The organism is Paenibacillus sp. 19GGS1-52, assembly GCF_022369515.1.
In the GTDB taxonomy this organism is placed as follows: domain Bacteria; phylum Bacillota; class Bacilli; order Paenibacillales; family Paenibacillaceae; genus Paenibacillus_AQ.
This window is the reverse complement of the sequence record NZ_CP059724.1, coordinates 939,557-965,508: the sequence shown is the minus strand read 5'-3', so window position 1 is coordinate 965,508 and position 25,952 is coordinate 939,557. Positions and strand designations below refer to the sequence as shown.

24 protein-coding genes, 2 rRNA genes and 1 other annotated feature are annotated in these 25,952 nt (G+C 46.2%); of the genes, 1 reads left to right on the top strand and 25 read right to left on the bottom strand.

Annotated features, from left to right (window positions below; translation table 11 throughout):
• Nucleotides 1-50 precede the first annotated feature (50 nt).
• Nucleotides 51-204: a sequence feature (ribosomal protein L10 leader region), on the bottom strand.
• Between the two features lie 67 nt (nt 205-271).
• The 15 genes from rplA to H1230_RS04230 form a co-directional block, all read right to left on the bottom strand.
• On the bottom strand, nt 272-964 hold the full coding sequence (rplA, locus tag H1230_RS04300) for a 50S ribosomal protein L1 (RefSeq protein ID WP_154122614.1): 693 nt from the start codon (nt 962-964) through the stop codon (nt 272-274).
• 79 nt (nt 965-1,043) lie between these two features.
• Entirely contained in the window at nt 1,044-1,469 is a 426-nt protein-coding gene (gene rplK / locus H1230_RS04295; protein ID WP_239714394.1) for a 50S ribosomal protein L11, read from the bottom strand.
• Nucleotides 1,470-1,543: 74 nt separating this feature from the next.
• Nucleotides 1,544-2,077 carry a transcription termination/antitermination protein NusG gene (gene nusG / locus H1230_RS04290; protein ID WP_239717094.1) on the bottom strand — a complete coding sequence of 178 codons (534 nt, stop codon included), beginning with the start codon at nt 2,075-2,077 and terminating at the stop codon, nt 1,544-1,546.
• Between the two features lie 27 nt (nt 2,078-2,104).
• A complete protein-coding gene (gene secE / locus H1230_RS04285) occupies nt 2,105-2,296 on the bottom strand; it encodes a preprotein translocase subunit SecE (protein ID WP_239714393.1) in 192 nt (63 codons plus the stop codon).
• Between the two features lie 20 nt (nt 2,297-2,316).
• Entirely contained in the window at nt 2,317-2,466 is a 150-nt protein-coding gene (rpmG, locus tag H1230_RS04280; RefSeq protein WP_154122616.1) for a 50S ribosomal protein L33, read from the bottom strand.
• 354 nt (nt 2,467-2,820) lie between these two features.
• Nucleotides 2,821-3,465: an RNA polymerase sporulation sigma factor SigH gene (sigH, locus tag H1230_RS04275; RefSeq protein WP_239714392.1), complete on the bottom strand. Its 645-nt coding sequence runs from the start codon at nt 3,463-3,465 to the stop codon at nt 2,821-2,823.
• Nucleotides 3,466-3,626: 161 nt separating this feature from the next.
• Nucleotides 3,627-4,145, bottom strand: coding sequence for an NYN domain-containing protein (locus tag H1230_RS04270; protein ID WP_239714391.1), 519 nt, complete (start codon nt 4,143-4,145; stop codon nt 3,627-3,629).
• 2 nt (nt 4,146-4,147) lie between these two features.
• Nucleotides 4,148-4,915, bottom strand: coding sequence for a 23S rRNA (guanosine(2251)-2'-O)-methyltransferase RlmB (rlmB, locus tag H1230_RS04265; RefSeq protein ID WP_239714390.1), 768 nt, complete (start codon nt 4,913-4,915; stop codon nt 4,148-4,150).
• A gap of 32 nt (nt 4,916-4,947) precedes the next feature.
• Nucleotides 4,948-5,385: a Mini-ribonuclease 3 gene (locus H1230_RS04260; protein WP_239714389.1), complete on the bottom strand. Its 438-nt coding sequence runs from the start codon at nt 5,383-5,385 to the stop codon at nt 4,948-4,950.
• Nucleotides 5,382-6,788, bottom strand: a complete 1,407-nt coding sequence (cysS, locus tag H1230_RS04255) for a cysteine--tRNA ligase (protein ID WP_239714388.1) — start codon at nt 6,786-6,788, stop codon at nt 5,382-5,384. Before cysS ends, H1230_RS04260 begins: the two co-directional genes overlap by 4 nt.
• 51 nt (nt 6,789-6,839) lie before the next feature.
• The gene (gene cysE, locus H1230_RS04250) at nt 6,840-7,532 is read right to left on the bottom strand and encodes a serine O-acetyltransferase (RefSeq protein ID WP_239714387.1); all 693 of its coding nucleotides are present in this window, start codon (nt 7,530-7,532) and stop codon (nt 6,840-6,842) included.
• A gap of 505 nt (nt 7,533-8,037) precedes the next feature.
• Nucleotides 8,038-9,501 (bottom strand): glutamate--tRNA ligase, encoded by a 1,464-nt coding sequence (gene gltX / locus H1230_RS04245; RefSeq protein ID WP_239714386.1) that lies wholly within the window; start codon nt 9,499-9,501, stop codon nt 8,038-8,040.
• A gap of 51 nt (nt 9,502-9,552) precedes the next feature.
• Nucleotides 9,553-10,041 carry a 2-C-methyl-D-erythritol 2,4-cyclodiphosphate synthase gene (gene ispF, locus H1230_RS04240; RefSeq protein WP_239714385.1) on the bottom strand — a complete coding sequence of 163 codons (489 nt, stop codon included), beginning with the start codon at nt 10,039-10,041 and terminating at the stop codon, nt 9,553-9,555.
• Nucleotides 10,038-10,736 (bottom strand): 2-C-methyl-D-erythritol 4-phosphate cytidylyltransferase, encoded by a 699-nt coding sequence (gene ispD / locus H1230_RS04235; RefSeq protein WP_239714384.1) that lies wholly within the window; start codon nt 10,734-10,736, stop codon nt 10,038-10,040. The genes ispF and ispD overlap by 4 nt, the downstream gene beginning before the upstream one ends.
• A 94-nt stretch (nt 10,737-10,830) precedes the next feature.
• Entirely contained in the window at nt 10,831-11,919 is a 1,089-nt protein-coding gene (locus tag H1230_RS04230) for a PIN/TRAM domain-containing protein (RefSeq protein ID WP_239714383.1), read from the bottom strand.
• Between the two features lie 212 nt (nt 11,920-12,131).
• On the opposite strand from H1230_RS04230, the gene H1230_RS04225 reads away from it, so the two are divergent.
• Complete coding sequence (locus tag H1230_RS04225) at nt 12,132-12,527, top strand: nucleoside triphosphate pyrophosphohydrolase family protein (protein ID WP_239714382.1); 396 nt, start codon at nt 12,132-12,134, stop codon at nt 12,525-12,527.
• Nucleotides 12,528-12,606: 79 nt separating this feature from the next.
• Here H1230_RS04225 and pssA read toward each other — a convergent pair whose 3' ends face one another.
• The 10 genes from pssA to H1230_RS04175 all read right to left on the bottom strand — a co-directional run bounded on the left by pssA (nt 12,607) and on the right by H1230_RS04175 (nt 25,835).
• Nucleotides 12,607-13,344 (bottom strand): CDP-diacylglycerol--serine O-phosphatidyltransferase, encoded by a 738-nt coding sequence (gene pssA / locus H1230_RS04220; protein ID WP_239714381.1) that lies wholly within the window; start codon nt 13,342-13,344, stop codon nt 12,607-12,609.
• 65 nt (nt 13,345-13,409) lie between these two features.
• Nucleotides 13,410-14,486: a DNA integrity scanning diadenylate cyclase DisA gene (gene disA / locus H1230_RS04215; RefSeq protein ID WP_239714380.1), complete on the bottom strand. Its 1,077-nt coding sequence runs from the start codon at nt 14,484-14,486 to the stop codon at nt 13,410-13,412.
• Between the two features lie 12 nt (nt 14,487-14,498).
• Nucleotides 14,499-15,866 carry a DNA repair protein RadA gene (gene radA / locus H1230_RS04210; protein WP_239714379.1) on the bottom strand — a complete coding sequence of 456 codons (1,368 nt, stop codon included), beginning with the start codon at nt 15,864-15,866 and terminating at the stop codon, nt 14,499-14,501.
• 231 nt (nt 15,867-16,097) lie between these two features.
• On the bottom strand, nt 16,098-18,566 hold the full coding sequence (gene clpC / locus H1230_RS04205; protein ID WP_239714378.1) for an ATP-dependent protease ATP-binding subunit ClpC: 2,469 nt from the start codon (nt 18,564-18,566) through the stop codon (nt 16,098-16,100).
• A gap of 35 nt (nt 18,567-18,601) precedes the next feature.
• Nucleotides 18,602-19,666 carry a protein-arginine kinase McsB gene (mcsB, locus tag H1230_RS04200; RefSeq protein WP_239714377.1) on the bottom strand — a complete coding sequence of 355 codons (1,065 nt, stop codon included), beginning with the start codon at nt 19,664-19,666 and terminating at the stop codon, nt 18,602-18,604.
• 30 nt (nt 19,667-19,696) lie between these two features.
• Nucleotides 19,697-20,221, bottom strand: a complete 525-nt coding sequence (mcsA, locus tag H1230_RS04195) for a protein-arginine kinase activator protein McsA (RefSeq protein ID WP_239714376.1) — start codon at nt 20,219-20,221, stop codon at nt 19,697-19,699.
• 29 nt (nt 20,222-20,250) lie between these two features.
• The gene (locus tag H1230_RS04190) at nt 20,251-20,712 is read right to left on the bottom strand and encodes a CtsR family transcriptional regulator (RefSeq protein ID WP_239714375.1); all 462 of its coding nucleotides are present in this window, start codon (nt 20,710-20,712) and stop codon (nt 20,251-20,253) included.
• 285 nt (nt 20,713-20,997) lie between these two features.
• Nucleotides 20,998-22,170, bottom strand: a complete 1,173-nt coding sequence (locus H1230_RS04185) for a GNAT family N-acetyltransferase (protein ID WP_239714374.1) — start codon at nt 22,168-22,170, stop codon at nt 20,998-21,000.
• A 420-nt stretch (nt 22,171-22,590) separates the two neighbouring features.
• Nucleotides 22,591-22,707: ribosomal RNA gene (gene rrf / locus H1230_RS04180) — 5S ribosomal RNA — on the bottom strand.
• A gap of 198 nt (nt 22,708-22,905) precedes the next feature.
• Nucleotides 22,906-25,835, bottom strand: a 23S ribosomal RNA gene (locus H1230_RS04175).
• Nucleotides 25,836-25,952: the final 117 nt, after the last annotated feature.

The following is a 25,952-nucleotide window of genomic DNA, read 5'->3' as shown; positions in this document are numbered from 1 at the left end:
CCTAATTTTATGTGACGGTGATCTCTCCGAGGATTCCACACCGTTCCTACGCAGGCATTAGAAAAGCCTCCGCAGAATCACGAAGGCTTGATAAAACGTTAGTTACACAGGCAAGGCCCGGCACTTCTTGTTTCTATCATAACACCTCGGTAGGAAATTAAGCCCTACGGCACCTACTGTCTACGGTAAGCATATTCAAGTTCGAGAATTAGAACCTTAAGATCACAACTGTTACAGAGTATCAAAGATGACTCATCGAGTCAATCCCTAATTATTTGAATACGGTTGTGTTCACACGTGCGCTCGGTCCCATAGTTGAGGAAATCGAGATGCCTTTAAGGTAGATACCTTTAGCAGCAGCCGGTTTCGCACGGTTAAGAGCGTCGATAAGAGATTTAAGGTTTTCGTTCAATTTGACAGCATCAAAAGACACTTTGCCGATTGGCGCATGAATTTGACCTGCTTTGTCAAGACGATATTCGATTTTACCGGCTTTGATTTCATTCACAGCCTTGGTAACATCAAATGTAACTGTGCCAGCTTTAGGGTTAGGCATAAGACCTTTACCACCAAGCAGACGACCCAGTTTACCGACTTCACTCATCATATCAGGTGTAGCTACGCAGACGTCGAAATCGAACCAGCCTTGTTGGATTTTATTAATCATGTCAGCATCACCGACAAAATCCGCTCCAGCAGCTTCAGCCTCTTTCGCTTTTTCACCTTTTGCAAATACAAGCACACGTTGCGTTTTGCCTGTGCCGTGTGGCAGGACAACTACACCGCGAACTGCTTGGTCTTGTTTACGTGGGTCTACACCCAAACGAACTGCTGCTTCAACGGTTTCGTCGAATTTTGCAGTTGCTGCCTTTTTCACAAGCTCTACAGCTTCTGAAGGCTCATAAGTTGCTTCACTGTTAATCAGTTTAGCAGCATCTTGGTATTTCTTACCATGTTTAGCCATGAAATGTTCCTCCTTTGTGGTGTTAGCGGAAATTCCTCCCACATATTACGGTCATAAATAACCGATTCATCGAAAAGTATTAATCTTCGATTGTGATACCCATACTGCGAGCAGTACCTTCAACCATACGCATAGCAGCTTCGATAGAAGCAGCGTTTAGATCGGGCATTTTTTGTTCAGCAATTTCACGAACCGCTGCGCGGCCGAGCTTTGCTATTTTCTTCTTGTTTGGTTCTCCGGATCCCTTTTCTACTTTAGCAGCAATGCGAAGCAGAACAGCAGCCGGTGGAGTTTTGGTGATGAATGTAAAGGAACGGTCTTCAAATACTGTAATTTCAACCGGAATGATCAGACCAGCCTGGTCGGCAGTACGAGCATTAAATTCCTTACAGAATGCCATAATGTTGACACCTGCTTGACCTAACGCCGGACCTACTGGAGGCGCTGGATTCGCTTTCCCTGCAGAAATCTGCAATTTCACCATTTTAATAACTTTTTTAGCCATGAGTGACACCTCCTTGCATCAATAGTGGTCTTCGAACGCCATTAGCGCTCTCCCACAAGAAACCCTTGCATTTGTTATATCTTTTCCACTTGAGTGAAATCCAACTCCAGCGGGGTTTCCCGTCCAAACATGTTAACATGAACCTTAATCTTACTCTTGTCCACCAAAATTTCTTCGACGGATCCTACAAAATTCGCAAATGGACCTACCATAATACGCACTGATTCCTTAATTTCGAAATCAATCTTCGTCTTAGGTTCAACCATACCCATATGCTTCAGAATTTGTTCTACTTCTTCAGGAAGAAGAGCAGTAGGCTTTGATCCCGAGCCTGTTGAGCCAACAAATCCAGTAACACCCGGTGTATTACGGACAACATACCAGGAATCATCAGTCTGAACCATTTCCACCAAAACATAACCCGGGTAAACTTTACGCATGACAGTTTTTTTCTTGCCATCCTTGTTTACAATTTCTTCTTCCATAGGAACAAGAACGCGGAATATTTTGTCTTCCATGCCCATGGACTCAACGCGCTTTTCCAAATTGGCTTTGACCTTATTCTCATACCCTGAATAGGTATGAACGACATACCATCTTTTTTCCATATCCATACCAAGCCACCTGGGACCTCTCTAAATAATCCTTTCGATCACAGCGGAAATACCGATGTCCAGAACCCAGAAGTAAAGAGCGATAACTATAATTGTACCAAGAACGATCAATGTATAGTTCCGCAATTCCTTCCGACTAGGCCAGCGAACTTTTTTGAGTTCACTCCAGCTCTCAGTGAAAAAGGAAAACAAGGACTTGAAACTACGTTTCACGCCGACTACACCTCCAAAGACTATCTGGTTTCGCGATGAGGAGTTTGCTCGTTACAATACTTGCAAAATTTCTTCATCTCCATGCGGTCGGGGTGATTTCGTTTATTCTTGGTTGTAGCATAGTTTCTTTGTTTACAACTAGTACAAGCCAAAGTGATAATTACCCGCATGATCTGCACCTCCCGAGGACGTCCTTCTAACAGTAAAATTAGAAGACGCAATATTAAATACTAAAAAAGCCGTGAATTTAGGCCTACCTAATACACTTTAGCATAGTGTCAAGGTCTGTGTCAACGAAAGAATTCGCCTCAGCAATAGGTAATTCCGAATTTCAGTATATCCGTGTCCCTTGTCTTGGCTTGTGTCTTGCTCTTCCTCATACTGCGCTGTCTTACTTATCATTATGGAACATTCCGACTGTGTATAAACCTGACGTCTTCGCAAACTACTAAAAAGTGATTTACAGAACCATAAACCCACTAAAAAAAGACTCGTTGTCCGAGTCTCTTCTGTTCATTATATCATCAATTGTCACGCACTTCCAGATATCTCTCCAATTTACGCTTCACTCGCTGAAGAGCATTATCGATCGACTTCACATGCCGCTTCAAGTCTTCTGCAATCTCTTGATAGGATCGTCCGTCCAAATACAGCATCAGAACCTTGCGTTCCAAATCACTTAGGATCTCTGCCATCTTGTCTTCAAGCCCAATGAATTCCTCCTGATTAATAATCAGTTCTTCCGGGTCAAGCACCTGAGTTCCACAAATGACATCCATAAGTGTCCGGTCGGAATCTTCATCATAAATGGGCTTATCCAATGAAACGTAAGAATTGAGTGGAATATGCTTCTGGCGTGTAGCTGTCTTTATGGCAGTAATGATCTGGCGTGTAATGCACAGTTCGGCAAATGCTTTGAAGGAGGAAAGCTTGTCCCCTTTAAAATCACGAATAGCCTTATATAGGCCAATCATACCTTCCTGCACAATATCTTCTCGATCCGCCCCAATCAGAAAATAAGAACGAGCCTTAGCACGTACAAAATTACGGTATTTGTTAATCAAGTACTCCAATGCGCCACTGTCGCCACCACGGAAAACCTCGACAATATCTTCATCGCTTAGGAAATCATACTCTGACAGCATTAATTGCTTGAGGTCGACACTCACCAAGAATCCCCCCGGCTGCAACGCTAGACACATCGTTACTTGCGAAATATAGGATCAGTATATATTATGTTACCTTACACAGTCAACCGAAGTTTGTCCAAAAAAAATCATCAATAGCATAATATGGCATTTGCCGATAATCTTTAGACGTTTTTGTTAAATCATTGCCGACGCCAGTCCTCCAACTTGTTACGCACATCACGCGGCAGTTTATCTTCTAACGAGTGGCGTGAAGATAAACTGTCGGGTTCAATGGCCTTTTTAACTTGTTTCTGATTCTCTTCAACTTCCAACCGCAATTCTCTAGCCGAAATTCTCAACGCCCCTTGTGCAAAAATAACATGCTGCTCTGTGGAGTCACTTGTAGCCACGTATATTTGACGACGACGCTGGGTTAATTCTCGTACTAGTCTTTCAATACACTCATCTGCTGTTTCTTTTTCCTTGGTGAAAAATACCTGCACCTTGCCTTGATCAAACGACCGCCCCAGTCCTGGAACACGATATGCATCAAAAACGGCAATTACACGCCGTCCTGAATAAGCCTGATAATCCGCCAGTAAATCCAACAGCCGGTCTCGAGCTGCCTGCATTCCGGTCAATGACAGCGCGGCGAGTTCCGGCCAGCCACCGATCATGTTGTATCCGTCTACTAGCAGCAGATCGCGCCCATCGGTCATATCTATCCCTGCTGACGCCGGCGGCGCAGCACTTCATACATTATAACGCCGGCAGCTACAGAGGCATTAAGCGAATTGATCTTCCCATGCATCGGAAGTTTAAGCAACACATCGCATTTTTCCCGAATCAGGCGCCCCATTCCTTTATTCTCGTTACCAATTACAACAGCTACCGGTCCTGTGAAAATATCCGATTGATACAAATCTTGATCGGTATCCACGTCTGTTCCAACGACCCAAATACCTAGCTCTTTTAGACGGTCAATCGTCTGGCCCAAATTTGTAACTCTAGCCACTGGAACATATTCCACTGCACCAGCTGAGGTTTTGGATACGACAGCGGTAATCTGAGCAGAGCGGCGCTTAGGTATGATTACCCCATGCACTCCGGTACAATCTGCAGTCCGAAGGATGGAGCCCAGGTTGTGTGGATCCTCTATCTCATCAAGCAAAATAAGAAAGGGTATTTCTCCTTTAGCTTCCGCTGCTGCCAGTAGATCGTCTACCTCGGCATAGGCGTAAGGTGCTGCCTGTGCGACAACCCCTTGGTGCTGAATTCCCGGTGCTAGCTGATCAAGCTTACGCTTGTCTACATGCTGGATGACAATACCCGCTTTACGAGCTTCAGCCACGATCGGTGCTGTTAAATGTTTTTGCGCCGTTTCAGCAATCCATATTTTATTAATGGTCCGGCCGGCACGAAGCGCTTCCAGCACTGAATGCTTTCCGGCCAATATTTCCTCTTCTGTCTGCAAATCTTCTTCTTCCATGTTCATGCCTCCTGTTCTATATTCTTAAAGCCTTATGAAGGCCGATTCATCATAAACTCTATACTGTTATGCACAAGCTCCTGCATCCTGGCCTGCTGCCCTGTGTAATATAGATACCCTATCAGACATTCAAATGCGGTAGCATGACGATATTCCAGCACATCTGCATTTTTGGGTACCGAACCCGATTTAGCATTACGCCCCTGACGGGCAATATCTTTTTCCTCTTCAGTGAGTATTGGCTCTAGAAAGCTAAGAATCTTACTCTGTGCTTTCGCGGATACGAGCCCCGTTGCCGAACGATGCAAATGATTCGGGCGCAGATTCGGCAATGACACCATGTACTGGCGGACAGCCACTTCATAAACAGCATCCCCCACATAGGCAAGCACAATAGGCGAAAGAAGCTTTATCGGCTTAGAGGGTTCATACGGAAACCACGGACTGTCTATTTTGGAATCCCCATTCATTTACGCCGCCACCGCATTCCTTGCGGAGTATCCTCGAGCAATATGCCCATACCGCTCAGTTCATCACGAATCTCATCGGAGCGGCTCCAATTCTTATTCGCACGAGCTTCCACTCTCTCCGCAATCAGCCGTTCGATTTCTTCACTTGCTACTTCCTTCTCTTGTTCATCAGTCAAACGAAGCAACGCATTCATTTCAGCGTAAGCTTCGAGCAGTGCCGCAAGATCTCCAGGAGCTGCAGCATTATCCGTAAGTGTCAGGTTTGTTAGACTCACCCAATCGAATACGGCTGTAATCGCATCAGGAGTATTAAAGTCATCTTGCATTTTGGCATGAAAATTAGCCATGATTGCCGACAACTTTTCTTTTATCTGCGGACTTTCATCACCTTGAGGTCCCGCTTCCGCAAGTTCAAGGCGGTGCTTAACATTACTCTCAGCCAGTGAGATACGCTCTACACTTTTCTCAGCCGAGATCAACGAATCTTGAGTGAAGTTCAGCGGGTTGCGATAATGCGTTGAGAGCATAAAATACCGGATCGTGCCCGCTTTAAAGCGCTGGCGGATATCTTTAACCAACAGGCCATTACCGAGCGATTTCGACATTTTTTCGTCTCCGATGTTGATAAATCCATTATGCATCCAATAGTTCGACATTGGCTTGCCGGTCAGTACCTCTGTCTGTGCACATTCGCATTCATGATGCGGGAACTGCAGATCCTGTCCACCACCATGAATATCGATAGTTTCTCCCAGAAACTCACGAACCATAGCGGAGCACTCAATATGCCATCCTGGGCGCCCTTCTCCCCAAGGACTGTGCCAATGAATTTCGCCCGGTTTGGCCGCTTTCCAAAGTACAAAATCCTCCGGCTTCTCTTTTCGCGAATCAACGTCAATACGAATGCCGAACTGCAGCTCCTCCAAATTCTGACCAGAGAGCTTGCCATACTCCGGAAATTTGGAAGTGTGGAAATACACATCCCCACCACTTTCGTAAGCAAAACCCTTATCCACAAGCTCTTTAATGAACTCGATGATGAGATCCATGCTTTCTGTCACCCGTGGATTCATCGTTGCCGGCTTTACACCAAGACCTTCAATATCCTCGCGGTAGGCATCAATAAATATTTCCGACACCTTTGCTACTGTAGTCTTCATTTCTTCTGCTTTACGGATCAATTTGTCATCCACATCTGTGAAATTAGTAATATAGCGCACTTCATTACCAAGCTGCTCCAAATAGGTACGTATCATATCAAAAACAATAACAGGTCTGGCATTCCCGATATGCATGTACCCGTATACAGTCGGACCACATACGTACATTTTTACCTTGCCCGACTCCAGAGGTACGAACTGTTCCTTACTACGTGTCATAGTATTATATATTTGCAAGGCCATACTGTTCCCAATCCTTTCTCTTAACCCAGATTTCCTGAAATCCCGGTATGCTTAAATCTCATAATCACCAATATACTGCTGGCTCTCTATCCGTCGCTGCTCCGTCTTTTGTTTGTCTTCCGTACCCAGCTTCTCTCTAATCTCTTCGATCTCTTTCTGCAAAAAGCGGAGTGAATCGACAAGTGGGTCTGGCATCTGCGAATGATTCAGACGGTCTGATACCCGCTCCCCATTGCGTTTCACGACACGGCCTGGGTTACCCACAACAGTACTATTATTAGGCACTTCACGCAGAACAACTGCATTTGAGCCTATATTAGAATTGTCGCCAATCCGAAACGATCCCAATACCTTAGCACCTGAGCCAATAACAACATTATTGCCAACTGTGGGATGGCGTTTCCCTTTTTCCTTACCGGTTCCCCCGAGTGTAACTCCTTGATAGATGATAACATCATCACCGATTTCACAGGTTTCACCTATGACGATCCCCATACCATGATCAATAAATAGTCTGTTACCGATGACCGCTCCGGGATGTATTTCAACACCAGTCATGAATCTGCTGATCTGCGAAACAATACGAGCCAGTGTATACCAGCGATGTTTAAAAAAAGAGTGGGCGATCCGATGTCCCCAAATGGCATGTAGCCCGGCATAAGTGAAGACAACCTCGAACCAGCTACGGGCTGCGGGATCGTTATCGAATACTGCCCGAATGTCTGATTTGATATGCTTGAACATCGCGGTTCCCCTCTTCTTGACTTCTTTGCCTCCTGTTTACAGGTAATGCAAAGAAGGTATTGTCTCCAGCCCATCATCCTATTCTACAGAATAAGATCTCGTGAAAGTTATATTTTGCTAAATTTCAACAAAAAACGCCCCTGCAGCATAAAGCTGCAGAGACGTTTAACCGCGGTTCCACTCTGCTTGGACGAGTCATCTTATCTCTGCAATTATTGCTAACTACAAATTATGCTTGTCCCACTTGGCATCTTTAACGGCGACGTTCCCGGCGCGGCCTAACGAACCTTAGAAGGAACGCTCAACCGTGCAGCTCACAGGCGCATGTTCCGCGGCAGACAAATGAATAACTCCCAGCCTGAAAAGGAAAACCTTTTCGTGGTTATTCTCTCTGACAATTGTCTAATACACGTACTTTTCCTGATCACAGCTATTAATAGTATTCTTCTATCTTAGCGAAAAGATTAGAGACTGACAAGAGGGTTCGACAGGAGAAAATAAGGAGTTAAGCTCCTTTGATCTGCGATTTCAAACGTTCAATGACACGGTTGCGGCCAAGCAGAGCAATCGTCGCATTGAGATCACGCCCATGAGTTTGTCCAGTCAAAGCAACACGAATCGGCATGAACAACGCTTTGCCTTTATGTCCTGTTTCTTTCTGCACTTCTTTGATTAAGACCGCCATATTACTTGCAGTGAACTCTTCGCAAGCTTCAACCTTGGCAAGAAATGCGGATAGAACCACAGATACGGAGCTTTCGGCCAGAACCAAGGAGCCTTCTGACTCCATCTCAAGATGACTGCGGAAGAACAACTCAGATAATTCCACGATGTCAGAAGCTGACGTCATTTGTTCTTGATACAAGGCAACTAGGCTTTCTGTCCACGCCTGCTGTTCTTCACTCAATTCTGTTGGCAATCTTCCCGCTTGCTGCAAATGTGGTATAGCCAAGGCAGTGATACGCTTTGGATCAGCAAGTTTAATATAGTGATTATTCAGATGTGCCAGTTTATTCTTATCAAACACAGCAGGGCTCTTGGATAACCGGTCAGCTGTGAAAATAGAGATAAGTTCTTCCTTGCTGAATATTTCCTCTTCTCCCTCAGGAGACCAGCCGAGCAGAGAAATGAAATTAAGCATAGCCTCCGGTAAATACCCCAAATCGTCATATTGCTCAATAAATTGAATAACGGATTCATCACGCTTGCTAAGCTTCTTATGGTTATCCCCAACAATGAGCGTCATATGGCCAAATAAAGGTGGTGTCCAGTCAAGAGCCTCATAAATCATCAACTGACGTGGTGTATTGGAAATATGATCTTCTCCACGCAATACATGTGTAATATCCATTAGATGATCATCGACAGCTACCGCAAAGTTATAAGTCGGAATCCCATCCTTCTTCACAATAACAAAATCGCCCATATCTTTGGTAGTAAAAGAAATACTGCCCTTTACGATATCATCGAAGGTAAACGTACGGTCCTCTGGTACTAGGAAACGAATGCTCGCCACTCGACCTTCTTCTTCAAAAGCCACTCGCTGTTCCTCTGTCAAATTACGATGTTTGCCTGAGTAATGAGGTGTCTCACCGCGGGCAGTCTGTTCTTCACGTTCTGCCTCCAGTTCTTCTTCCGTACAATAACAGCGATACGCTAGACCGCGGTCCAGCAAATCCTGCCAATAAATACGATATAGGTCCAGCCGCTCCGTCTGGCGGTAGGGTCCATATTCTCCGCCCACATCAACGCTCTCATCCCAATCCATACCCAACCATTTCAAATATTTAAGCTGACTTTCTTCGCCTCCGGCAACATTGCGTTTTACATCTGTATCTTCGATCCGAATAATGAATTTACCGCCCAAGTTACGGGCAAATAGATAATTAAATAGCGCTGTTCTGGCATTTCCGATATGTAAGTGTCCCGTAGGGCTCGGTGCGTAACGCACCCGGACTTCATCCGCCATTTCATTCCCTCCGCTTCATATGGTTATAATTAGATTCTACTTAAAGCCATCTCAAGATGATATCACATCTTGGAGTAGACAGACAATAGATTGTGCTGCAATTCCTTCGCCGCGTCCCGCAAAGCCAAGCTGCTCAGTAGTAGTTGCCTTCACATTAACCTTCGATGTCTCCGCTCCCAAAGCACGGGCGATAATCTCGGTCATTTGCGGAATATACGGAGCCATTTTAGGCTTCTGGGCAATTATGGTAGAGTCAATATTCCCAAGCTTATAACCCCGCTCACGGGCAAGCGCCCAGACCTGCTCCAATAGCTTCAGACTGTCTGCATCCTTGAAGGTCGGATCGGTATCAGGAAAATGCCTGCCAATATCGCCTAATCCTAATGCACCTAGAATAGCATCACTTATAGCATGCAGCAGCACATCTGCATCGGAGTGCCCTAGTAATCCCTTGTCATAGGGAATAGTAACACCACCAATGATACAAGGCCTTCCCTCTACGAGCTGATGTACGTCGAATCCTTGTCCTACAGCAATCATGATTGTCTCTCTCCCCTGTTTCTTACTGTGAATTCCGCAAAATCCAGATCGTCCGGTGTCGTAATCTTAATATTCCTGTAGCTTCCCTCAACCACTGAAACTGGAATACCCGCTCGCTCAGCTAAACTGGAATCGTCAGTTCCGAGAATACCATCCCTCTCCGCCGCTTCATAAGCAACAAGCAGATCAGAAAGACGAAAAGTCTGCGGGGTTTGAATCGCCCACAGACTTCGCCGATCCGGCGTAGACAGTACCTTGCCTCCAACGTCTACCTGCTTGATCGTATCCTTAACGGGTACAGCAAGCACCGCTGCTCCGATCTCCTTGGCCCGTTCATAACAGGCCAAGATTTCACTGGGCTGTACGAACGGACGGACACCGTCATGTACCATTACCCACTGTGTGTTCAGTTTGATCAGTCCACTGTACACTGAATGCTGGCGCTCAGTACCCCCAGGAACAATAGCCTTCACTTTGCCGAGCTTGTAGACCTGTATCCATTCCCAGCAACGCTCTAAATCCTCTTCGCCGGTTACCAGCACGATTTCAGAGATAAGTTCGTGCTGCTGAAATACCTCTAGCGTATGAACGAGAATCGGTTTGCCTTGCAGCAGCAAATATTGCTTGCTCTCCGTGGTTCCCATTCTTGTCCCTTTGCCTGCCGCCACTATGACGACGCCCACACTGTTTGACATTACTTCAGACTCCTGTCCTTCACGTATATTCCCATCATAACGTGTTTGGCGGGCATTTCCAACCCGTAGGACAGCTTCAACATACTTTAAATCCTTATTGTGCTTTTTCCAAGAGCTTCGGTTTGGCAAATATCATCCGTCCAGCTGATGTCTGCAGAACACTTGTTACCAGAACTTCCATCGTTGAGCCGATATATTCGCGTCCACCCTCTACAACAATCATTGTTCCATCATCGAGATAAGCGACACCTTGTCCATGTTCCTTACCATCCTTAATAACCTGAACAATGATCTCTTCTCCAGGCAGTACAACCGGCTTAACCGCATTTGCCAAATCGTTAATATTTAGTACTGACACACCCTGCAGCTCGCATACCTTATTCAAATTAAAATCATTGGTAACGACTTTACCATGCAGAACTTTGGCCAGCTTGACTAGTTTACTATCTACCTCGGAGATTTCCTCGAAATCTCCTTCGTAGATCAATACCTTCACATCCAGCTCTTTCTGGATTTTGTTGAGAATATCAAGTCCACGCCGCCCCCGATTTCTCTTCAGCAAATCTGAAGAATCTGCAATATGCTGGAGTTCCTCCAAAACAAACTCTGGAATAACAATAGTTCCTTCAATAAAACCGGTCTTGCAAATATCAGCAATCCGTCCGTCAATGATGACGCTCGTATCGAGAATCTTATGCTCCTCCAGCCCACGCCCTTCCGGTTCTGCGGTTTGCCCAAAGCGCCCGGAAGTCCACAGTGAAGCCAGCTCCGCTTTCTTCTCCAAACTAATCCGTAGTCCCGTATAACCTAAGGCTATCGTAACAGCTACCTGCAGCAGCTGTCCTGCCTTCCCCATCCAACTCATGGTTGGATATAGCAATAGAGACAGTAACAGCCCACCTGTAAGCCCAGCAGCACCTGCAGCCAATTCATTCATCGGTATACGTGAACAGAACAAGACCACCTCACGCAGTTTCGCACTTGCCCATTCCGCGCATAAAGTTCCCGCAAACAAAAAAATAATGGCTCCCAGTACCGCAAACAAAATGCTTCCTTCCACGGGTAAGTTATCTCCTAATTTCCCCATTCCTATAGGAAATCCTCTTTCAGCCGCAAAGTATAACGAATAACCTGACCAGGCTCCACAAATTAAAGCAAAGCCCAAAATTATTTTTCTCCACATAACTTACACACCTCCTTTTATTCATCTAAATTGATCTATTCCTCACCAGTATGTTCCAATTTTGTTGACGATAATCGTAGGTGAAGTTATTTTTTCGGAAACGAGGAACCCAAGTGGAGTGAAAAGCTACATGTATATCCCTTTAGCGGTTGAAAATAGGTAATGCCGTAGCATATAATGAACTCAATTACGAACCTAGGGGTGAATGGAAAATGAGCGCACCAAGTTTACAGGCCTTTCAGGATCAAGTCTCCGAACTGCTGCTCCGTCACCGTAGTCTTCTGGATGTGCTGTCCAAGAATGGACAGAGTAGCGCATCTGTTAATCGTGCCGTCGTCAAAGCAATTACTGAATGTGGTTGTATTCAGCTTCATGCAACAAAGCAAGTTTTCGAACCCGGTGCAGGTCTCGAATATGCTAAGGAACTTGCAGGAACTCATGTAGAGGGCCAGCTATGCGAGAACTGCCGCGAGGTAATCGGCTCTGAACTAGGTCGTGAACTGTTCTATATGTCCGCACTCTGCAACCTGCTTGACATTAACATGGACGAGGTCGTAGTCAAAGAGTCACAGAAATGCGCTACACTCGGTTTGTTTAACTTATCCTAGATAAATAATAAATTCCCAAATGCAAAAAAGGCTTTGCTGCCCAATAGGGACGGCAAAGCCTTTTCTATGATCATTACATTTATCCGTTCTTGGAGTGATAAATTTTCTCCTCGGAACGTCTTCTGCGACGATGACGGCGTCTGGCAGTGAGTCGGTCAATATTTTGCTTAAAGCCATATAAAGCATAAAGCGCCAGCAGAGCAAAGATTAGTTTAGCAATCTGTTCAGGAAATACAACGGCTAAAGCTACGGCAACTACAATAACAACCGGCGCTCCTATAACTGCTTTCTTGGGCAAACCAATTTTTTTGAAATTAGGATATTTAACGGTGCTGACCATTAGATAAGACAAGAGCAATGTAGCAATAATCATAAAAGGTGCAGAAACATCTTTATGAAAAAGAGCCAATGTGGCCAAAACACCACCAGCTGCAGGGATTGGCAGTCCAACGAAATAACCAGGAATTCCTGGGCGAACATTGAAACGGGCTAGGCGAAGTGCTCCAAACACAGGGAAAATTGCAGTAACGGTCATTCCCAGTGCAGAATTTAAATCATGAAGGCTTGTAACGTACATAATTAGTGCTGGCGCTACTCCAAAAGAAACGACATCCGACAACGAGTCCAGTTCTTTGCCAAATTCACTCTCACATTTAAGGGCACGCGCCACCCGACCATCAAGCCCGTCTAACAGCATCGCAATAATAACCATGATGGCGGCCATGTTAAGCTTTCCATCAAACGCCATCATGATACCAAACATTCCAAGCATCAGGTTACCTATTGTAAACAGACTTGGAATTGATTTTTGTATCATTTCTTCACCTCTATATCTTCACTTTGGCCTTTAATGTTCTCCAATATTACGTGATTGTATGATATTTACATTTGTCTGTCAATAAGAACTTGCTTCTGCAGACGTTTAAGTCCGTCCTGGATATTGCGTGCCCGTACTTCACCGATTCCGTCCACCTCATCCAATTCAGCTATAGTCGCCCGCATTAGATTAGGCAATATTTCAAAGCGCTCCACAAGATTATGAATAATAACATTCGGCAGCCGCGGAATTTTGTTAAGCAGGCGATAGCCGCGCGGTGTTACCACTTCTTCGGAAACAATGGCTGTAGCGGAAAATCCCAGCAGACGGGCAATATGATTATCATCCATCAGATCGTCATCACTCGTCCGTTTAAGCCCCGCAATAATATCGCGAATTTTGTCTTCGTCTTCTTCCCTTGCATAGTCTCTGTATAAAAGCCATGCTTCTTCCTCTGTATTTCCGACCAGTTCTTCCATTTGCATGCTGATTAGGCGCCCTTCATTGCCCAATTCATTAATATATCGTTTAATTTCCATCTTGATGCGCAGCACCATTTCCACACGTTGGATAACTCCGACCACTTCAGCTACAGTTACAATCCCCTCATATTCGGAAGCAGAGAGATTGGTCAAACCCTGATTAAGTACTGATTTGTATTTCTCAAGCATTTGTATCGCCTGATTAGCCTTAGCCAGAATAGCACCAATTTCCTTCAAAGCATACCGGATGTTCCCTTGATATAAGGTGATAATATTGCGGCGCTGAGAAATAGAAACAACCAACTTCCCAGTCTGCTTAGCAACGCGCTCTGCCGTACGATGGCGAATACCTGTCTCAATCGATGAGATAGAGGAATTCGGAATAAGCTGCGTATTGGCATACAATATCCGTTTTAAGTCTTCACTCAGAATAATCGCACCGTCCATCTTAGCTAGCTCATATAAATAATTGGGTGAAAAATCACAGTTAATGGAGAATCCGCCATCGACAACTTCCATCACCTCAGGACTATATCCGACAACGATTAACGCTCCCGTCTTAGCGCGTAGCACATTCTCTAATCCATCACGGAAAGGTGTTCCGGGTGCGGCCATCCTGAGCAGATCATTCATTTTCTCTAATTGATTATGTTCCTTCATATTCTGTGCCCCCTAATCTAACGCGACCGCAAGTGCATCTGCTACGGTGCTGACGCCAATAATCTGGATATCCTGTGGGTGCTTCCAGCCCTTCATGCTCTTCTCAGGCATAATTACTCGACGGAAGCCCAGCTTTGCGGCCTCTTTGACACGCATCTCTGCGCGAGAAACACCCCTCACTTCACCGGTAAGCCCTACCTCACCGAAGAAAACATCATAAGGCTTTGTTGAAATATCACGAAAGCTGGAAGCAATGCTGATGGCAACTGCTAGATCAATTGCCGGTTCATCAAGCTTAACTCCGCCAGCTACATTCAGGTATGCATCCTGATTCTGCAGGAACATACCCATCCGTTTCTCAAGAACAGCAATGATAAGCGCCATGCGCTGATGATCGAGTCCTGTGCACATCCGCCGCGGAGAAGGGAAATGAGTAGCAGCGATAAGCGCCTGTATTTCTACAAGAACCGGTCGTGTACCCTCCATACTTGCTACGACCGTAGATCCAGCTACACCAAGAGGGCGCTCTGACAAAAAGAGCTCTGAAGGATTTTCCACCTCGGTTAGCCCAACTTCACCCATTTCAAAGATGCCGATTTCATTGGTGGAACCAAAACGATTCTTTACAGCCCGCAGTAGCCTGTACGTATGATGCCGCTCTCCTTCAAAATAAAGTACACAATCTACCATATGCTCAAGCATCCGTGGTCCTGCGATAGCCCCTTCCTTGGTGACATGCCCTACCAATACAGTAGCGATTCCGCGAATTTTGGCGATCCGCATAAATCTTGTCGTACATTCCCGTACTTGTGTCACACTGCCGGGTGCACTTGCTACCTCCGGCATATAAACAGTTTGAATGGAATCAATAACGAGAAATTGGGGCTGAATTTGTTCAATAGCTTCCTCGATACTTTCCATATTCGTCTCACAAAGTACATATAGCTCTGCTGACAACGCACCGAGGCGATCTGCGCGCAACTTCGTCTGCCTCACCGATTCTTCCCCGGATATATATAGCACACGTAATCCCTGTTTCGTCAGAGCATGTGAGGTCTGCAGCAGTAATGTGGATTTACCAATACCGGGGTCTCCCCCTACCAGCACCAGCGAACCGGGAACGATACCTCCGCCAAGAACACGATTAAGTTCACCGATGCCTGTCAGTATGCGCGGCTCTTTGTCACTTTCTATACTTATGATGGATTGTGCCTTTTCTTTACTATGAAAAATAGGGGAACTCATACCCTGTGTTTTGACTACGCTTTCCGTTTCCTCTACCATGGAGTTCCAAGCCTGGCAGCTCGGACATTTACCGAACCATTTCGGTGATTCGTATCCACATTCGATACAGTTAAATTTGGTTTTTGCTTTAGCCATGTGCTCTCCTTACGTCCGAACTTCTAAAATTGCGGATAAATTTCTCGTTATTCAAAGTTTACCATCTCTGCTCGTTTAACGAAAGGTCAATCGGAAGTTGAATTAAATACTCCTACCTTTAACCTGCCTGTATTTGCAGTGAAATAAACATCTAGAATAACAATTCCCAATAAAAAAAACCGCCTTCTCCTCTTATACGGAGGAGTGGCGGTTTTGTCACAAGTTTCTACTTTATTCAGCTTCCACTTCTTTTTCCAAAGATACAGCTACAGGCACATCAATCTTTGTGACCACAAGCTCACCATTGACTTCATCAATGTTGAGTGAATCACCCTTCTGGATATTGCCTTTCAGCAACTCCTCGGATAGACGGTCTTCAATGTGCTTTTGAATGGCACGACGCAGCGGACGTGCACCAAAGGCTGGATCATATCCTTCTTTGGCCAGAAACGCCTTCGCTCCATCCGTGAGGACAAAGTCCACATCATGTTCACGCAGTCGCTTGCGCAACTCTTCGGACATCAGCGTGACGATTTCGGCGATATGTTCCTGGTCCAGTGAATGGAAGACGATAATTTCATCGATCCGGTTCAAGAACTCTGGGCGGAAGCTTTTCTTCAACTCTTCCATAACCTTGCCCTTCATATTACCATAATCTGCTCCCGCATCTTGTACAGCAGTGAACCCAAGCGTCGAATTCTTTCTGATCGCTTGTGCACCTACATTGGAGGTCAGAATAATCAGCGTATTTCGGAAATCCACTACACGTCCCTTGGAATCCGTCAGACGTCCATCTTCAAGTACCTGCAGCAGGATGTTGAATACTTCGGGATGGGCCTTCTCAATTTCATCAAGTAGTACTACTGAATACGGTTTACGGCGAACCTTCTCCGTTAATTGGCCGCCTTCCTCATATCCAACATACCCTGGAGGCGCTCCGACCAGACGAGAAGTGGAGTGTTTCTCCATGTACTCTGACATATCAATGCGGATCACCGCATTCTCATCGCCAAACATTGCTTCTGCAAGTGCACGAGCCAACTCAGTTTTACCTACACCTGTTGGTCCGAGGAAGATAAATGAACCCATTGGACGTTTCGGATCCTTCAGACCCGCACGCGCCCGACGGAGTGCCCGGCTGACAGCCTTAACGGCTTCGTCCTGACCAATTACACGTTCATGCAGTATCGCTTCCATATTGAGCAGACGGTCAGTCTCCTCTTCTTTAAGCTTGCTAACAGGAATGCCCGTCCAACTAGCTACAATCTGTGCAATATCGTCAGGTGTAACCTCGGAATCGGTACGGCCCTGCTTCTCTTTCCACTGATTCTTAGTGGTATCGAGTTCTTCACGGATCTTTTGTTCAGTATCACGTAACGCAGCCGCTTTCTCGAATTCCTGGCTTTGCACTGCAGAATCCTTTTCCTTACGGATATCGTCTAAACGCATTTCCAATTCCTTCAGATTCGGTGGAATTGTATAAGAGTTCAGTCTGACTTTGGATCCGGCTTCATCAATCAAGTCAATGGCTTTGTCAGGTAGGAAACGATCTGGAATGTAGCGGTCAGACAGTTTCACGGCTTCTACGATGGCTTCATCCGTAATCTTCACACGGTGATGGGCTTCATAACGGTCACGAAGTCCGAACAGAATTTGTACTGTTTCTTCCGGGGAAGGCTGATCCACCGTAATGGGTTGGAAGCGACGCTCCAAGGCTGCGTCTTTTTCAATATATTTGCGGTATTCGTCCAGCGTTGTTGCACCTATGCACTGCAGTTCGCCACGGGCCAAAGACGGCTTCAGAATGTTAGAAGCATCAATTGCACCTTCAGCACCACCTGCACCGATCAGCGTATGCAGCTCATCAATGAAGAGTATAATGTTACCCGCTTGACGAATCTCATCCATAATTTTCTTCAGACGGTCTTCAAACTCACCGCGGTATTTAGTACCAGCAACAACTGATCCCATATCGAGGGTCATAACACGTTTGTCGCGTAATGTCTCAGGGATTTCATTATTGATAATCTTCTGTGCCAAGCCTTCGGCAATAGCCGTCTTACCTACACCAGGTTCACCAATCAGCACCGGGTTGTTCTTGGTCCGGCGGCTCAGAACCTGTATAACACGTTCTATTTCCTTGCTGCGGCCGATAACCGGATCAAGATGGCCATCCTTGGCATAAGCGGTCAAATCACGTGCAAGACCATCCAGCGTAGGTGTGCTGACATTGACTGGAGCACCACTGTGACTGGACGCTGCCTCACTGCTACCCAATAGTTGCAATACCTGTTGGCGGGCTTTATTCAAGCTAATGCCGAGGTTATTGAGCACACGTGCAGCTACACCTTCTCCTTCACGGATGAGCCCGAGCAGGATATGTTCTGTGCCAACGTAAGTATGTCCCAGCTTGCGGGCTTCGTCCATCGACAGCTCGATAACTTTTTTGGCGCGAGGAGTATAAGCAATGTTCGTAGGTTGTTCTTGCCCTCTGCCAATCAGTGTTTCCACTTCATCCTGAATTTTCTCCAGGCCTAAACCCAAACCGATTAATGCTTTAGCAGCAATGCCGTCACCTTCACGAATAAGTCCGAGCAAAATATGTTCTGTGCCGATATTGTTGTGTCCTAAACGAACAGCTTCTTCCTGCGCCAGCGCCAGCACTTTTTGTGCCCGTTCCGTAAATCTTCCAAACATCATATCTCCTGCACCTCCATGAATAATAAATATCTATATTAATGTTGTGTTCCCAGTGTCTCCCGGAGCAGCTTCGCCCGGTACATATCTCGTTCGGTGGCATTCATCTCGTCGCCGAACATTTTTTGAAGGAAGCCTGGCTGCGTCTTAACATTCAGCTCGTTTAATACGGAAATGGAGGGGCCTTCCAGAATTCCAAGGTCAACCCCAAGCCGTATATCCGATAAGCGTTGTGCCGATTCTTTAAGCTCCATTACTGCTGCATAAGATAAAATTCCGTAGGAGCGTTTCACCCGATCGGTAATTCGCAGAGCGGAATCGGTAAGCAATCTCTCGCGTGCATTTCGTTCATGATCGATAATCTGAGTAACTACACTGTGAAGATTCTCAATGATTTCACTTTCGGTCTGACCCAGTGTGATCTGGTTGGATATTTGAAAGATGTTCCCTACTGCTTCGCTGCCCTCACCATAAATTCCTCTAACAGTTAATCCCACCTGATTTACTGCTGATAATATCCGGTTAATTTGATGAGTCATTACCAAAGCCGGCAAATGCAGCATCACTGAGGCACGGAGTCCTGTTCCAACATTGGTGGGACAACTTGTCAAATATCCTCTTTTATCATCAAAAGCATAGTTGACTGCAGCTTCGAAAATATCGTCGATTGCTGTCGCACGTATCCATGCTTCTCTAACCTGAAGACCAGGGAACAGACATTGAATCCGGAGATGGTCTTCCTCATTAATCATAATACTAACCGACTCGTCCTCGTTCAGTATTACAGCTCCACCTCGTGAATCATTCGCCAGATTGGGACTGATGAGATGCTTCTCCACCAGTACTTTTTTATCTAGTTCATCTAAATCATCAAGCTTCAGCATTTGAAAAGAGCCGTATTCCGCTGAGACTTCTTCATGAAATACAGGAGTAAGCTGTTCCAGTACTTCTTCCGACTGCTCCAAAGAGGCCAGCAGGGGGAAAGGAAGATCTTGTAAGTTGCGGGCTATACGCATACGGCTGCTAATTACAATCTCGGAATCACTGCCGCCACAACGCATCCAATCACTAAGCGCCTGTTCGGTAAACCGGAGACTTGACATGTCTTATCCCCCCTTTATATATGAAAGACTTTACTCTTGTGCGATTTCTTTTTCAAGTCGGCGTATCTGATCCCGTAACTGAGCAGCGGTCTCAAACTCCTCTTGCGTAATACTTTGCTGTAATTCCTGCTTCAATTCATCAATTTGCCGTTTGAACACAATTTGTGCTCCGGCTCGTTTTGGAATTTTGCCTACATGCGTGGTACTGCCATGCACCCGCTTAAAAAGTGGGTCCAGCGCACTGTTAAAATACTTATAACAGGAGCTGCAGCCAAAACGCCCAAGCTTGCTGAACTGCGAATAGGTCATGCCGCAATTCTCACACTGTAGGCTTTGCGTAGTTCTTGTAGCAGCTGACTTCTCTTTATCGGCTCCTTCAAGATCAAGCAAGCCTGACAACAAACTGTGAATTGAAAACCCTCCAGCAGTTCCGGGAATAAGTTCCCCCTTCTCTCTGGCACAGCTTTCACAAATATGAAATTCCGTCTTCTCTCCACTCACAATCTTGGTAAAATGGAGCGTTGCCGGTTTGACACCGCATTCCTGGCAAAGCATAAGCGGAGTCCCTCCCTTATGGTTGACAATTATTTGCCTAACAAAGAGATCAGCATAGCTTTCATAAGCTTGGCACGAATCTCATCCCGGTACGGTAGCTTGAGCGTCAAGCAATCCCGGGAAACAGCGGCTCGCATGAGGCATGCTTCTCGCTTGGATAGAAAGCAGGCTTCTTCAAGCTGATAGATCAGCCCTTCAGCGGTGTTCTGATCAATTCCGCTTCCGATGGTGTGATTGAGATGCGCGTACAGAGCCACATTTTGGGGCAACTCAAAACGTTGAATACGAATATATCCACCGCCGCCGCGCTTACTTTCCACCACGTAGCCTTTTTCCAGAGTAAAGCGTGTGCTAATGACATAATTGATCTGTGACGGTACACATGAGAACTGATCCGCCAGGTCATTACGCTGAATCTCCACCGTACCTTCGGGACTTTCATGCAAAATATTCTTCAGATATTGTTCAATAATATCGGAGATATTGCGCATCACTTATCCTCCAGTGTTTACAACTTTATAATACCGCATGCTGTTTAACGTCCATCCGGCGGTGATCTCAAAAGAACTTAATCCAAGAGCAGTAAAGCGAATCGCACTGAATAGTTTGGGAATGGATAGTTCTAAAGAGCACTGACTTCAGGCTGCGTTGACTTTGACTTTCTTTGACTTATTTAATAGTATAACATAATCTCAAGCAATTCCAAGAGGGTTCTCTTATTTTTTACTTTTAATGTTCATTGTATTCGGATTCGGAATGAAACAACTCCCCAGCCTTTAGAAAAAATCAAATAAGCTTGTTTGAGCCTGCGGAATGATTCCCTCCAGCCATTGCACTGCAGCTTCATTTCCGGTCAGTCGCCCAAAGCGGGACAGCTCACCTGGGCGTTTATAGCCGAGCAACAACACTGTTAATGTACCGATATCGCAAGAAAGATCTGCCTCAATATTGTCGCCATCAATTTTTATTAATGTAGGAGTCCCCTCTAAGGTTATACTCCACTCCCACAACCCATCATTCCATGGAGCGTATTTGTCTTCAATATTGATGATCTGCTTCTGCTGAGCACCTTGTACCACAAAAGAAAAATTCTCTACAAATGCCTTGGCATTAACAATACGCGCCATAAAATATGGATGACTCTCCTGCGAAATCCGCGGATCCGGCAACAAAAAGGGCAAAATATCATCGGATGGAACCCGCTTCAGAGAAGCTCCTGTCACCATGGAGTCATGGTTGGCAAGAAACGTCCATAAGCCTTGGCGAGCTTGCTCATTCATAAATACAAATTCATTAATAACTAACTCACTTTTCTCTATCTTATACAGCACGTATCCTTCAGGATTGCCCTTCGGTGAATAAAAAATAGCATTAAACGTGTCCTGATTCAGAACCACATGCTCCCACCAGTCCTTATCACGTTTTAGCGTACCGTTATATTGGGCTGCAAAATGACTATATAGCTCATCCAATATTTCAATATCAAATAAATTACGACGTATATTCCCTGCAATTTCTGCCTTTAATGGGAATTTAGCAATGGGAATCGTATATTTCTTGTATTCACAATAAATCTCCCACCCAAACTTGCGATAAAAGGGAATAAGAAAGGGATGCAGAAAAGATAACGTCTGTCCGGCTTCATTCATCGTCTGCAGTGTATGGGATAGAAGCTTAGCTACCAGTCCTTGCCTGCGGTTCTCTGGCCATGTCGCTACACCGGCTATTCCCCCCATAAGTACTGCCCGCCCTTGTATATATACTTGCAGTGGGAGCAGGGTCAGCTTAGCACCTAAAAGACCATCCTCAAAAATACCCCATACTCGTTCTGGCTTGAATCTACTCTTGGCCTTGACTTTATCCTCCCCTGCTAACTTGTACTGAAAAGCATATTCGGACAAGCTTAAACTAGTTTCGAATTCTTCAGAATTCAACTGCCTAATCTCCAATAAACTCACCTCATCAATTTAAGAAATCAACCTAAGGTGAGTATAACAAGAGAGGGTACATGTATGCTAATTCAATAACTGAATTTCAAAATATTATTTAGTTATCCACAGCTTCTACACAGAAACCTCAAACACTAAATTTGTCAGTTCTCTAATAATAATTAGTTATCCACGTTTCCAGCAATGTATCCACATTTTTCAGTATCTATCCACATAAACCCGTGTATTACTTAGGTTTCTCTTGACATACACACCTAAACATGTCCTCTGTTCATATAAATCGGGAGGAATATTTGATTATTGATTGTATCCACATGTTAGTAAGTTTTCTGTACTTTCTTGAAAACTATCCACAACATTTCCACAGGTTATAAAAGACGCAAAAAGACCACTGTTGAAAGATCAACAATGGTCTTAAGTGCTTGGCAACGTCCTACTCTCCCAGGACCCTTCGGTCCAAGTACCATCGGCGCTGGAGGGCTTAACGGTCGTGTTCGGGATGGGTACGCGTGGAACCCCTCCGCTATCGCCACCAAACATGCGCTTGTGTAACAAGCGCTGGCGTTTTGAAATTTGGTTCATCACAACTGTGTGAATGAATTTCAAAACAATTGGTTTTTTCCGGTCGCTTAGCTCCCCGAATTTCTTCAGGAAAATAACCAACACTAGAAAAGACATACAGGCTTGAATCGCCTGAAAACTGAATCCGAATCGAATCTGCGTTCTTGCTTGTTTGTGGATAAGCCCTCGACCGATTAGTATTGGTCAGCTCCATGCATTGCTGCACTTCCACCTCCAACCTATCTACCTCGTCGTCTTCAAGGGGTCTTACTAATTGGGAAATCTCATCTCGAGGGGGGCTTCACGCTTAGATGCTTTCAGCGCTTATCCCGTCCGTACGTAGCTACTCAGCTATGCTCCTGGCGGAACAACTGATGCACCAGCGGTACGTCCATCCCGGTCCTCTCGTACTAAGGACAGCTCCTCTCAAATTTCCTGCGCCCACGACAGATAGGGACCGAACTGTCTCACGACGTTCTGAACCCAGCTCGCGTACCGCTTTAATGGGCGAACAGCCCAACCCTTGGGACCTACTTCAGCCCCAGGATGCGATGAGCCGACATCGAGGTGCCAAACCTCCCCGTCGATGTGGACTCTTGGGGGAGATAAGCCTGTTATCCCCAGGGTAGCTTTTATCCGTTGAGCGATGGCCCTTCCATGCGGTACCACCGGATCACTAAGTCCGACTTTCGTCCCTGCTCGACTTGTAGGTCTCGCAGTCAAGCTCCCTTATGCCTTTGCACTCTGCGAATGATTTCCAACCATTCTGAGGGAACCTTGGAACGCCTCCGTTACTCTTTAGGAGGCGACCGCCCCAGTCAAACTGCCCGCCTGACACGGTCCCCGTACCCGATGAGGGCACTAGGTTAGAACCTAGATACGATCAGGGTGGTATCCCAACGTCGCCTCTGCAGAAGCTTGCGCTCCTGCTTCTTAGGCTCCCACCTATCCTGTACAGATCGTACCCAAATTCAATATCAAGCTGCAGTAAAGCTCCATGGGGTCTTTCCGTCTTGTCGCGGGTAACCTGCATCTTCACAGGTATTAAAATTTCACCGGATCTCTCGTTGAGACAGCGCCCAAGTCGTTACGCCATTCGTGCGGGTCAGAATTTACCTGACAAGGAATTTCGCTACCTTAGGACCGTTATAGTTACGGCCGCCGTTTACTGGGGCTTCGGTTCACAGCTTCGGGTTTAACCCCTAACCGCTCCCCTTAACCTTCCAGCACCGGGCAGGCGTCAGCCCGTATACTTCGCCTTACGGCTTCGCACAGACCTGTGTTTTTGCTAAACAGTCGCTTGGGCCTTTTCACTGCGGCCCCCTCGGGCTATTCACCCTACCGAGGCACCTCTTCTCCCGAAGTTACGAGGTCATTTTGCCGAGTTCCTTAACGAGAGTTCTTCCGCGCGCCTTAGAATTCTCTTCTCGCCTACCTGTGTCGGTTTGCGGTACGGGCACCTTCTCCTGGCTAGAGGCTTTTCTTGGCAGTGTGAGATCATGACCTTCGCTACTACAATTTTCGCTCCCCATCACAGCCCAGCCTTAACGATGTGCGGATTTGCCTACACATCAGCCTCACTGCTTAGACGGACACTTCCATCAGTCCGCGTCACTACCCTCCTGCGTCACCCCATCGCTCATAGCGGATTACGGTGGTACAGTAATTTCAAACTGTTGTCCTTCGACTACGCCTTTCGGCCTCGCCTTAGGTCCCGACTTACCCTGAGCGGACGAGCCTTCCTCAGGAAACCTTGGGCTTTCGGCGGATCAGATTCTCACTGATCTTTTCGTTACTCATACCGGCATTCTCACTTGTATACGCTCCAGCACTCCTCACGGTATACCTTCAACGTATATACAACGCTCCCCTACCCCAGATACAATGTATCTAGCCATAGCTTCGGTGGTGTGTTTAGCCCCGTTACATTTTCGGCGCAGAGTCACTCGACCAGTGAGCTATTACGCACTCTTTCAATGGTGGCTGCTTCTAAGCCAACATCCTGGTTGTCTGTGCAACTCCACATCCTTTCCCACTTAACACACACTTGGGGACCTTAGCTGATGGTCTGGGCTGTTTCCCTTTCGACAATGGATCTTAGCACTCACTGTCTGACTCCCGGTAATAAGTATATGGCATTCGGAGTTTGACTGAGCTTGGTAACCCTTGCGGGCCCCGCACCCAATCAGTGCTCTACCTCCACTACTCTCATACCGAGGCTAGCCCTAAAGCTATTTCGGGGAGAACCAGCTATCTCCGAGTTCGATTGGAATTTCTCCGCTACCCCCACCTCATCCCCGCATTTTTCAACATGCGTGGGTTCGGGCCTCCAGTGCGTGTTACCGCACCTTCACCCTGGACAGGGGTAGATCACACGGTTTCGGGTCTACGCCCCCATACTATGTCGCCCTATTCAGACTCGCTTTCGCTGCGGCTCCGGCTTCTCACCTTAACCTTGCATGGTAAACGTAACTCGCCGGTTCATTCTACAAAAGGCACGCCATCACCCATAGATCGGGCTCTGACTTTTTGTAAGCACACGGTTTCAGGTTCTATTTCACTCCCCTTCCGGGGTGCTTTTCACCTTTCCCTCACGGTACTGTTTCACTATCGGTCGCCAGGTAGTATTTAGCCTTAGCAGATGGTCCTGCTGGATTCATACGGGGTTTCACGTGCCCCGCACTACTCGGGATCCGTCTCGGAGAGAACACAGTTTAGGCTACAGGGCTTTTACCTCTATCGCGGGCCTTTCCAGACCTCTTCGCCTACCATATTCCTTTGTAACTCCATGTGAGACGTCCCACAACCCCTAAGAGCAAGCTCTTAGGTTTAGGCTGTTCCGCGTTCGCTCGCCGCTACTGACGGAATCACTATTGTTTTCTCTTCCTCAGGGTACTTAGATGTTTCAGTTCCCCTGGTCTGCCTCTACATACCCTATGTATTCAGGTATGAGTAACTGTGCATTACCACAGCTGGGTTTCCCCATTCGGACACCCCCGGATCAAAGCTTGCTTACAGCTCCCCGAGGCAGTTTCGTTGTTCGCCACGTCCTTCGTCGGCTCCTGGCGCCTAGGCATCCTCCGTGTGCTCTTATTAGCTTAACCAATGCTCCGGTGTTTCGCTTGTTCACTCATCTTGTTTTGAATGTTGCTACCGAATCACTCCGTTCGCAGGTCATTCAAAGCCAAAAGTCGCTTCACCATCGAAAACCTTCGCTAAGC

Bases quoted from the DNA above. Each gene is read 5' to 3' on its own strand.
- rplA (WP_154122614.1), bottom strand. From the start codon at position 964: ATGGCTAAACATGGTAAGAAATACCAAGATGCTGCTAAACTGATTAAC.
- rplK (WP_239714394.1), bottom strand. From the start codon at position 1,469: ATGGCTAAAAAAGTTATTAAAATGGTGAAATTGCAGATTTCTGCAGGG.
- nusG (WP_239717094.1), bottom strand. From the start codon at position 2,077: ATGGAAAAAAGATGGTATGTCGTTCATACCTATTCAGGGTATGAGAAT.
- rpmG (WP_154122616.1), bottom strand. From the start codon at position 2,466: ATGCGGGTAATTATCACTTTGGCTTGTACTAGTTGTAAACAAAGAAAC.
- H1230_RS04270 (WP_239714391.1), bottom strand. From the start codon at position 4,145: ATGACCGATGGGCGCGATCTGCTGCTAGTAGACGGATACAACATGATC.
- rlmB (WP_239714390.1), bottom strand. From the start codon at position 4,915: ATGGAAGAAGAAGATTTGCAGACAGAAGAGGAAATATTGGCCGGAAAG.
- H1230_RS04260 (WP_239714389.1), bottom strand. From the start codon at position 5,385: ATGAATGGGGATTCCAAAATAGACAGTCCGTGGTTTCCGTATGAACCC.
- cysS (WP_239714388.1), bottom strand. From the start codon at position 6,788: ATGGCCTTGCAAATATATAATACTATGACACGTAGTAAGGAACAGTTC.
- cysE (WP_239714387.1), bottom strand. From the start codon at position 7,532: ATGTTCAAGCATATCAAATCAGACATTCGGGCAGTATTCGATAACGAT.
- gltX (WP_239714386.1), bottom strand. From the start codon at position 9,501: ATGGCGGATGAAGTCCGGGTGCGTTACGCACCGAGCCCTACGGGACAC.
- ispF (WP_239714385.1), bottom strand. From the start codon at position 10,041: ATGATTGCTGTAGGACAAGGATTCGACGTACATCAGCTCGTAGAGGGA.
- ispD (WP_239714384.1), bottom strand. From the start codon at position 10,736: ATGTCAAACAGTGTGGGCGTCGTCATAGTGGCGGCAGGCAAAGGGACA.
- H1230_RS04230 (WP_239714383.1), bottom strand. From the start codon at position 11,919: ATGTGGAGAAAAATAATTTTGGGCTTTGCTTTAATTTGTGGAGCCTGG.
- H1230_RS04225 (WP_239714382.1), top strand. From the start codon at position 12,132: ATGAGCGCACCAAGTTTACAGGCCTTTCAGGATCAAGTCTCCGAACTG.
- pssA (WP_239714381.1), bottom strand. From the start codon at position 13,344: ATGATACAAAAATCAATTCCAAGTCTGTTTACAATAGGTAACCTGATG.
- disA (WP_239714380.1), bottom strand. From the start codon at position 14,486: ATGAAGGAACATAATCAATTAGAGAAAATGAATGATCTGCTCAGGATG.
- radA (WP_239714379.1), bottom strand. From the start codon at position 15,866: ATGGCTAAAGCAAAAACCAAATTTAACTGTATCGAATGTGGATACGAA.
- clpC (WP_239714378.1), bottom strand. From the start codon at position 18,566: ATGATGTTTGGAAGATTTACGGAACGGGCACAAAAAGTGCTGGCGCTG.
- mcsB (WP_239714377.1), bottom strand. From the start codon at position 19,666: ATGTCAAGTCTCCGGTTTACCGAACAGGCGCTTAGTGATTGGATGCGT.
- mcsA (WP_239714376.1), bottom strand. From the start codon at position 20,221: ATGCTTTGCCAGGAATGCGGTGTCAAACCGGCAACGCTCCATTTTACC.
- H1230_RS04190 (WP_239714375.1), bottom strand. From the start codon at position 20,712: ATGCGCAATATCTCCGATATTATTGAACAATATCTGAAGAATATTTTG.